At 49.0% G+C, this 4,674-nt stretch carries 4 protein-coding genes; 3 read left to right on the top strand and 1 reads right to left on the bottom strand.

What is annotated here, in order from left to right:
- From HQM11_21310 to mrcB, 3 genes are all read left to right on the top strand, one after another.
- Nucleotides 1–386: hypothetical protein (locus HQM11_21310; protein ID MBF0353579.1), on the top strand; the 386-nt coding region annotated here is incomplete at its 5' end.
- Between the two features lie 34 nt (nt 387–420).
- A complete protein-coding gene (locus HQM11_21305; GenBank protein MBF0353578.1) occupies nt 421–1,188 on the top strand; it encodes a crotonase/enoyl-CoA hydratase family protein in 768 nt (255 codons plus the stop codon).
- 26 nt (nt 1,189–1,214) lie between these two features.
- Nucleotides 1,215–3,599: a penicillin-binding protein 1B gene (gene mrcB / locus HQM11_21300; protein MBF0353577.1), complete on the top strand. Its 2,385-nt coding sequence runs from the start codon at nt 1,215–1,217 to the stop codon at nt 3,597–3,599.
- A 58-nt stretch (nt 3,600–3,657) separates the two neighbouring features.
- Here the strand turns inward: mrcB and HQM11_21295 are convergent.
- Nucleotides 3,658–4,674: hypothetical protein (locus tag HQM11_21295; protein ID MBF0353576.1), on the bottom strand; the 1,017-nt coding region annotated here is incomplete at its 5' end.

The following is a 4,674-nucleotide window of genomic DNA, read 5'->3' as shown; positions in this document are numbered from 1 at the left end:
GCATGATCCGGAGCAAACATGTGGAAAAACAGCATGGCGTGAAAGAAGATGAACAGGCTACCGATGATTTGATCCGGCAGGTGCTGGCGACCGGGAAAGGCAGAGATGACTGGCGTGATCGAACAACATATCGCTATGTCGCGCCGTTTATCACCGATGAACGCTGTCAGGAGTGCCATGATTCTGTGACTGGTGCTGATATCGGTGTCGGTGAAGTCCTGGGGGCCTCGGAAATAATATTTGATCTTTCAGGTAAGGAAACCGACTCTGTTCGTCTGGTGCTTGAAATCATGATTCTCGTCATCGGTAGTCTGATGTTCATGAGCGGCATGTTTTTTATGATTGTCAAAAAGGGAATTCTGGAACAGGAGGATTCCGTTGAATGATCTGTTTTTTTCCACTGTGTGATTCAGGAGATTTATGGGCATATTGATTGAAAAAGCAAATAGAGTGACCACTGTGATTATCAATCGGGCTGATGTCCGAAACGCCGTGAATCGTGAAACCGCAGAAGCGTTGGCAAAAGCCTTTGAAGAATTTGACAAGGATGCGGGCTCTGATGTGGCCGTGCTGTGTGGCGATGGACCCAGCTTCTGCGCCGGAGCTGATCTGCGTGCCATCGCTGAGGGAAAACTGGCAAATCGGATCGAATCCGCAGGACATGCTCCGATGGGACCCACCCGGATGTTGTTGAGCAAACCGGTGATTGCGGCCATTGAAGGCTATGCGGTCGCTGGCGGACTGGAACTGGCCTTGTGGTGTGATCTGCGGATTGTGTCAGAAAACTGCATCATGGGCGTGTTTTGCCGAAGATGGGGAGTGCCCCTGATTGATGGCGGAACCATTCGACTTCCTCGCCTGATCGGGCTGAGTCGGGCAATGGATCTCATTTTGACGGGAAGACCTGTCGATGCGCAGGAAGCGTTGTCCATTGGTCTGGTTCACCGGATTGTTCCCAATGGTGCGACTCGTGAAACCGCGGAACTGATTGCCCGGCAGTTGACCCAATTCCCGCAGGAATGCATGCGTCAGGACCGTCTCAGCGCCTATGAGCAGTTTAATCTTGATTTGCCAGGCGCATTGCTGAATGAATTCAACCATGGATTGCGATCCATCCAACAGGATTCCTTTGTGGAAGGTCCCGCAAGGTTTTTCAATGGCCAGGGCCGTCATGGATCCTTTGGCTGAATCTTCAGCTTTTCAACATTTGAGGCATGTCCGATTTATCTCCTACCGTATCTCAACACAAACATCCCCGAAGGACCCTCGCTCTGATAGTTACAGCGGTTTTCGCGCTGTCGGGAATGATCGGACTCGGGTTCTACATGAACCATCTTTCCAACTGGGTCCGGCCTGAATTTGAAGGTCGTCGGTGGGCTTTGCCTGCCAGAGTTTATGCTCGACCTCTGGAAATATTCCCGGGAATGAATCTCACCGCCAAAGAATTTGTTCAGGAACTGGAACTGGCCCAATACCGCTTTGTATCACAGGTTGACACCCCCGGAAGTGTGGAACAGCGTGGAAATGTTTTTCGTGTCATCACCCGCCCCTTTCGATTTCCTGATTCAGAGGACCCAGCGCAATTCATGAAAATTGTTTTCGGGCAGAACATGGTGGAAACCATTCAGGAAGCGCAATCCGGGCAAGCGGTCCCGTTGCTCCGCTTCGATCCGGCCCGGATTGCGGGAATCTATCCGACGCAGAAAGAAGACCGACTGCTGATAAAATTCAGTGAAGTTCCAGAACTTCTGATTCAAACGCTGGTGGCTGTGGAAGATCAGGGATTTTTTGAACATCATGGCATTGATCTCCAGGCCATTGGCCGGGCGTTTCTGGTGAATCTGGCAAAAAGACAAATGGCGCAGGGTGCCAGCACACTGACCCAGCAACTTGTGAAAAATTTCTTTCTGACTCCGGAAAAAACACTCAGACGCAAACTGGATGAGGTGCTGATTTCCCTGATTCTGGAATATTATTATCCCAAACAGGACATTCTCGAAGCGTATCTGAATGAAGTGTATCTGGGACAGGATGGTGAGCGGTCCATTCATGGTTTCGGCCAGGCCAGCCAATTTTATTTTGGACGTCCACTGACCGAACTGAAACCGCATCAAATAGCCTTGATGACAGGCATGCTCAAAGCTCCTTCGGCATACAATCCCCGGCGATTTCCACAAAACGCTCTGCAACGACGCAACACTGTTTTGCAGATCATGTCGCAAGAAAATCTGATTGATTCTGTCGCGTATGATTCATGGCGTCACAGTCCCCTGGATGTCACCAGCACTCCGCCTTCAGGCAGAAATCAATTCCCGGCGTTTGTGGATCTGGTTAAACGGCAACTGATTGAAGATTACCCTGAGGAATCCTTGCGCAGTGAAGGGCTTAACATTTTTACGACACTCGAACCACGTTATCAGCGACATGCCGAGCAAACCGTGATTCAGGAACTCAGACGTCTGGAAAAAAAAGTTGGTTTCCCAACCCGGACACTGAATCAGGCAATCATTCTGGTTTCCACCGACAATGGAGAAATTCAGGCCTTGACAGGAGGAAAAAATCCTTATGTCCGTGGCTTCAATCCTGCTCTGGATGCCTTCAGGCCTATCGGTTCCCTGATCAAACCATTTATCTACCTGACGGCCTTTCAGCATCCTGATAAATACAATATTGTGACACTGCTGGATGATTCGCCACTGAACATCACTCTGCCGAATCACCAGTTCTGGAAACCCAACAACTATGACAGGCAATTTCATGGAATGGTTCCGGCGTGGCAGGCACTGGCCCATTCCTATAACATTCCGGCAGTCCGTTTGGGAATAGCTGTGGGATTGACGGAAGTGCGGCAAACCCTTCGATACCTGGGGTGGAAACGGGATGTGGATTTTTTTCCGTCCTCTCTGCTGGGAAGCATTGAACTGTCACCTCTGGAAGTGGCCCGACTCTATCAACCTTTGGCTTCGCAAGGATTTGTTTCTCCGTTACGAACGATCAGGGCGGTTTACACTCAGGATCATACGTTGTTGAAACGTTATCCGTTGACCTCCAGATCGCCCATTTCGCCTGAGGCTGTGTATCTGTTGAATGTGGCACTTCAGGCTGTTGTCAAGGAAGGAACCGCGGCGGCTTTAAAAAACTGGCTACATCCTGATTATAAATCCGCAGGAAAAACAGGAACCACCAATGAATTGAAGGATAGCTGGTTTGCGGGATTCACCGGGAATCATCTCGCAGTGGTCTGGGTTGGGCGTGATGATAATCAATCCGCAAGACTGACAGGGAGTTCCGGAGCGTTGCCCCTTTGGGGAAAATTAATGGCAAAGGTGGAAAACCTGCCGCTGGAACCTCCAATTCCGGCCAATGTGGAATGGGTTGCCATCAATTCAACCACTGGAAACAGAATCCCCCACGATTGTGAACAGGGAATGCTGGTTCCCTTTGTGAAAAATTATTTACCTCCACAGGAATCCTGTTCTGAAAAAATTCCGGAAACTCAACCTGAACGAACCGTGCTTTCGCCTCCTCCCGGTGCTTTAGAGGAAAAACCCTCCGGAATTCAGGGCGTCGTGCGCTGGTTTAAAAAATGGTTTGAATAATGGTAACAGGGGTGTGTAAGAACGCTCCCCTATTGCCTGTAAACGTTCTTCACCAGTTTTATGGCATAAATGCCGTGCTTTCATGATGATCTTGCAGCATGTCATCCACACTATTGCTTTCCTGATAAGCCACGCTGTTGTCATTGAGATCCTCATAATCATTGGATGCGATCATTGAGTCATCGGAATGTTCTGTATGGCTGATCCAGTCATTATCAGCGTGCATCTCGCCACCACTTTCAAAATTTCCGGTATCAACTGCGGAAGACCAGTCTTCCGTAGAAGGTGCGGCATTGCCATCCCACGTGAAGAAATCATCAGAAACATTGTCATCGAACGAATGGAACATGGCACCTGCATCTTCGTGGGAGCCTGTATCTTCTGTTGACACAGACTGATTATCCTCCGTATTATCATTATGTGATTGTCCCGTATCATGTTGTTCACTGCTGTCAGAACCACCATCATCAATTCGACGTTTGGACGATCCCTTGCCAATTGATTTGGCTACTACAGGTTGTTCGTCTTGAACTGGTGCTGGTGCCGCTGATACGGTCGCGGGTTCCTTCTGTTCAGGAGAGCCTTTACTATTCTCACCATCCTTCATTGCAGACTGAGTGTCATTTCCATGTTCAGTTTCACCATGTGGTGAATGGGAATCTGCCTTGCTCACCTTGTCGTCTGAATCTTCAGTTTTAGCATCCTTGTGCTCAGACTCAGCGACATCCTTGCCATGCTCAGTGTCTCCGCCCTTGGCATGCGAATCTGCTTTACTGACCTTGTCGTCTGAATCCTCAGTTTTTACGTCTTTAGCATCAGCGTTTACGGCATCACTTCCATGTTCAGTTTCACCATGCGGTGAATGGGAATCTGCTTTACTGACCTTGTCTTCGGAATCCTCAGCTTTTACGTCTTTAGCATCAGCGTTTACAGCATCATTTCCGTGTTCGGTTTCACCATGCGGTGAATGGGAATCTGCCTTGCTCATCTTGTCGTCTGAATCTTTAGTTTTTACGTCTTTAGCATCAGCGTTTACAGTATCACTTCCATGTTCAGTTTCACCATGCGGTGAATG

It is taken from the genome of SAR324 cluster bacterium, assembly GCA_015232315.1.
Lineage (GTDB): Bacteria > SAR324 > SAR324 > SAR324 > NAC60-12 > JADFZZ01.
The sequence above is the reverse complement of the archived record's forward strand: the minus strand, read 5'-3'. Positions and strand labels throughout refer to the sequence as shown.

Bases quoted from the DNA above. Each gene is read 5' to 3' on its own strand.
- HQM11_21305 (MBF0353578.1), top strand. From the start codon at position 421: ATGGGCATATTGATTGAAAAAGCAAATAGAGTGACCACTGTGATTATC.
- mrcB (MBF0353577.1), top strand. From the start codon at position 1,215: ATGTCCGATTTATCTCCTACCGTATCTCAACACAAACATCCCCGAAGG.